The organism is Marinomonas sp. AWM4_232 (genome assembly GCF_056158325.1).
In genome coordinates, this window is sequence record NZ_JBSWTA010000014.1 from 1 (window position 1) to 4,135 (window position 4,135).

Annotated in this window: 3 protein-coding genes and 1 pseudogene; 3 read left to right on the forward strand and 1 reads right to left on the reverse strand. The window is 32.8% G+C overall.

Annotated elements, in window-relative coordinates:
* Positions 1–225: 225 nt before the first annotated feature.
* A pseudogene (locus ACXAC1_RS20195) lies at positions 226–327 on the reverse strand (hypothetical protein); the annotation flags it as partial.
* 771 nt (positions 328–1,098) lie between these two features.
* On the opposite strand from ACXAC1_RS20195, the gene ACXAC1_RS20200 reads away from it, so the two are divergent.
* From ACXAC1_RS20200 to lpdA, 3 genes are all read left to right on the forward strand, one after another.
* Positions 1,099–1,284, forward strand: a complete 186-nt coding sequence (locus ACXAC1_RS20200) for a PH domain-containing protein (RefSeq protein ID WP_153587260.1) — start codon at positions 1,099–1,101, stop codon at positions 1,282–1,284.
* A 752-nt stretch (positions 1,285–2,036) separates the two neighbouring features.
* On the forward strand, positions 2,037–2,654 hold the full coding sequence (locus tag ACXAC1_RS20205; RefSeq protein WP_475064033.1) for a TetR/AcrR family transcriptional regulator: 618 nt from the start codon (positions 2,037–2,039) through the stop codon (positions 2,652–2,654).
* Between the two features lie 361 nt (positions 2,655–3,015).
* Complete coding sequence (gene lpdA / locus ACXAC1_RS20210; protein ID WP_475064034.1) at positions 3,016–4,104, forward strand: dihydrolipoyl dehydrogenase; 1,089 nt, start codon at positions 3,016–3,018, stop codon at positions 4,102–4,104.
* The last annotated feature ends 31 nt before the right edge of the window (positions 4,105–4,135 follow it).

Genomic DNA, 4,135 nt, shown 5'->3' on the forward strand with positions numbered 1-4,135 from the left:
TATTAAAATTTATAAATGGAGGGTCTCTATGCAATAATATATGCTTGTCCAAGCTAAATGTGAGTACTTTTTACTTAAAAAAGTTATTTGAAGGTAATTCTATAAGTTTATATATATTTAAACCATAGAAGATAGGACAACTACAACCTAAAAATGATCAGTTTAATTTAGTGCTAATTTTGTTTAAGTAGAGTCAGGAATCTTATTTGGTTGCACTTCCGCCTATTATTTTCTATTTTCTCCTTTGGCTGGTACTTTCAAGTAAGTATCATGACGTAATCTTTTTGTTACAGTAATAGTGATATCTTGCATTTTACCATTTTCATTGTAGCACGTGAATTTGCGTTAATAGCGTTCATTATATTTATGAATAGGGTTTATACCTAAATGAACACCATTAGATTGTACAACTGTCTAATAATCGTTGATTTGATTTTCTAATAAAAATGCTGTTTGAATCAATAAGGAAAATACCATATATAAACCAAAATTGCTAAGCAAATAACTCTAAGTGCAATTAATAAATATCTAAGGGGCATAAGTACTGTTTTCATCGACTACCACCTGAATTTTTAGTTGTTTTAAACATATAGTCAGATATTTAGGTATATAAAAAAATTATTTTGTTGGAAAAATTCGTGCCAAAAAAGAGTACTGTATACAATTACTCTTTGTAAGGAGACCTAATGAGTAAAGAAGCTGCCATAACCCTAATATAGGCTTTTCCTTTTAAGTGGTAATGTAGAAAAAAGCGAACTAACATTAAAAACTTGTTCTCCTTTTAATTATATAGGAGATGCTCTAAATCGGTACTTAATTGAGTCCTCTCTAGTCTGTATTCGTTGAAAGTGGAAGCCTAAGCTCTCTTTGATTTTTCTCCGACGAAATGTACCAAAAAAGTTGTAACTGAATTTGTCATGATTTCTATAAATCTTATAATTTTAAAGGGGATATTATATAGCTACTCCAAAATCAATGACCGATTTGGCAAGTATTAAATACCCAGTTATATTAGAAGAAATAATTGAAATATCTAAGTAACTACCAAAAATGGAGCGTAAATATTATTAGTATGTGTTTGAGGCTTTAAAAAAGTTTATGAATGTTAAAGAAAAGATTCACTATTTCGAAGCTGCTGAACCAAAATTAACAAAGACAGGTTTTATGGTTGTTGGGAAACATAATTTATACCTGGTTATGATGAAAGGTGGTTTATTCGGTTGCACTGAAGCTGAAGTTGTGGAATACAAGGATATTAAAGAAGTAGACTTTGATTTTATTTAGGGAGTATTTGGTATCTCTTTTATAAGAAGGACCCTTTATCTTGAAATGAAAATGTTCGGAACTAAGAAACGTACCATCCATAATATTCCCGACTACAACATAGATAGAATATTAAAAGCAATTCCAAATAAATTAAAATATTATATAAAGATTAAAGATATGTTTGTAGTTTTAAAAGTGATGTTATTAAAAGTAAAGTGTTTCAAGTTGAAGAAAGGCACCTTAGGGTGTCTTTTCTTTATGAAAAAATCCCCACACAAGGTGCAGGGATTTTTATGCTACGAATATTTATAATAGGGTTACCACCAATTATTTGTGAACCAATATTTTTCACATCAAATCCATTCATTTTCGCAAAAGGAAACTGACCATACCCTATTTCTTTTGTGTAAACATATAAGTACAAGTTATATATTAACGAAATTTTATAATAATAAATCTTATTTTGAAAATTTTAACAAATTATACTTTTTTTATATGTAATTTAGCATATTGATTGACATGTATGATAATATATCCGTTGCTTTCAATGAAAAAAACTCCTTAATAGGCACTCCAAAAATAAAAGTAGCTAAAATTCTTTGTTTTTCTCACTTAATGAATAATAATTTGATGATAGCAATAATCTTTTCATCTTGCATTTTACAATAAATCCTTACTCTTTGATTTTCGCTGTTGTTTTTTCTTGCTAATTCTTTTCTATTTGTCATATACTTAAAAGATAACGAAACGTTTTCTTTTAGGGGGACATTATGCGTAAAGGTGAATTGACAAAAAGAATGATTCTTGATCGTTCCTCTGCTCTGTTTAATGTAAAAGGGTATAGTGGTTCTTCGATCTCTGATATTATGCGAGAGACTGGGCTAGAGAAGGGGGGCATCTATCGTCACTTTAAAAATAAAGATGATTTAGCTATTCAAGCCTTCCAGCACACAACTGCACAAATGGGAGTGCGTTATGTCGAAGAGATAAAAAAAGCATCCAATACGTTTGATAAGTTAAAAACTGTTATTTCAGTCTTTACATCACTTGTTCATAATGATCCTCTTCCCGGAGGTTGTCCAATTATGAACGTAACGTTAGAAGCGGATGATTACCATCCTCTCATGGCAGAACAAGCACGGATAGCAATGAATCAATTACTTGGAATGATTGAAAAGATTATTACAAATGGAATTGAGCAAGGGGAGTTAAAATCAAATACTCAAGCAAAGCAGATTGCTATCTTCTGGATTTCTTCACTTGAAGGGGCACTTGCCTTGTCACGCTTATATCAAGATACAGCCTATCTTGATACAGTATCTTCTCAGCTTCTTGCTGAGTTAAAAAAACAATTACGGCCAAGTGAGCCGTGGATATTTTTATCTTAAAAAAGAGACCGTTCAGTTTCTTTTTTGGGGATCCATTCGCTTAATAGATAGTCTATGATGAGATCATGAAAAACAGATGAGAGAAGTATACAAATAACCCAATTTGCTATGGATAGTAAAAACTTTAGTACAGATGAAGACGCATTGGTTATAAGGAGATTACTTGAAAGTTGAGGCGATTTACCAATTAGGAAATAACAATTGATCGTCTATTTTTAAGTTTTAGTTGATAACGGCACTATTATCAAAAAGTAACTTAAAAAATATGTTCGCTTGCATGTGTAAGGACATAGTCGATGTGTAGAGGATGAACGATTTCGTGCTGATTTTTTCTAATTTTTAGAGGAGTGTGAAAAGTAATATGAGAGAGATTGAAACAATCGTAATTGGCTCTGGACCTGGAGGATATGTTGCTGCAATCAGAGCTGCACAATTAGGGCAGCAGGTGGCAATTATAGAAAGAGAAAATCTTGGTGGAGTATGTGCTAACGTCGGTTGCATCCCATCCAAGGCACTTATTTCTGTAGGTCACCGCTTTGAGGAAGCAAAGTATTCAGAAGATATGGGTATTTTTTCTTCTGTTGTGAATGTTGATTTCGCAAAAGTTCAAGAATTTAAAAACGGCGTTGTAAAAAAATTAGTAGATGGGGTTGAGGGGTTATTAAACAGCAATAAAGTAGATGTGATAAAAGGTGAAGCTTATTTCATAGATGCTAACACGATATGCGTATCAAATAAAAATGCGGTTCAAACATATACATTTAAAAATGCAATTATAGCTACTGGCTCGCGCCCAGTTGAAATTCCACCATTTGAATTTACAAAACGTGTGATTAACTCTACAGGTGCACTTAATTTAGCTGAAGTTCCAAGTAAATTGGTTGTAATCGGTGGTGGTTACATTGGTACTGAGTTGGGCTCCGCTTACGCTTCCCTTGGTTCTTTAGTAACAATTATTGAAGGAGGTAAAGATATTTTAACTGGTTTCGATAAACAAATGACTCAAATTTTGAAAGAAAATCTTATAAATAAAGGTGTTAAAATAGTAGTAGATGCATCCGCTAAAGGTGTTGAGGAAGTCGAAAATGGTGTAATTGTTACCTACGAAATTGGTGGTGAAGAAAAGAAAGTTGATGCTGATTACGTATTAATAACAGTTGGTCGTCGCCCTAATACTGAAAATATGGGTTTTGAAAAAATCGGTATTGAGTTTTCTAACCGCGGTTTATTAAAAATTGATCAGCAATGCCGTACTAATCTTCCGAACATTTTTGCTATCGGTGATATTGTTGCTGGCCCACAACTTGCACATAAAGCGTTTTACGAAGGAAAAGTAGCTGCTGAAGCTATCGCCGGTGAGTTCTCATTTGTTGATTACTTGGCAATTCCAGCAGTCTGCTTCACAACTCCTGAATTAGCAACAGTTGGTTATACTGAAGAGAGGTGCTGATCTCTTGACACTGCACGAGGAACCTAACCTT

Excerpts from the sequence above, each read along its gene's own strand:
- ACXAC1_RS20200 (WP_153587260.1), top strand. The coding sequence starts at position 1,099 with ATGAATGTTAAAGAAAAGATTCACTATTTCGAAGCTGCTGAACCAAAA.
- ACXAC1_RS20205 (WP_475064033.1), top strand. The coding sequence starts at position 2,037 with ATGCGTAAAGGTGAATTGACAAAAAGAATGATTCTTGATCGTTCCTCT.
- lpdA (WP_475064034.1), top strand. The coding sequence starts at position 3,016 with ATGAGAGAGATTGAAACAATCGTAATTGGCTCTGGACCTGGAGGATAT.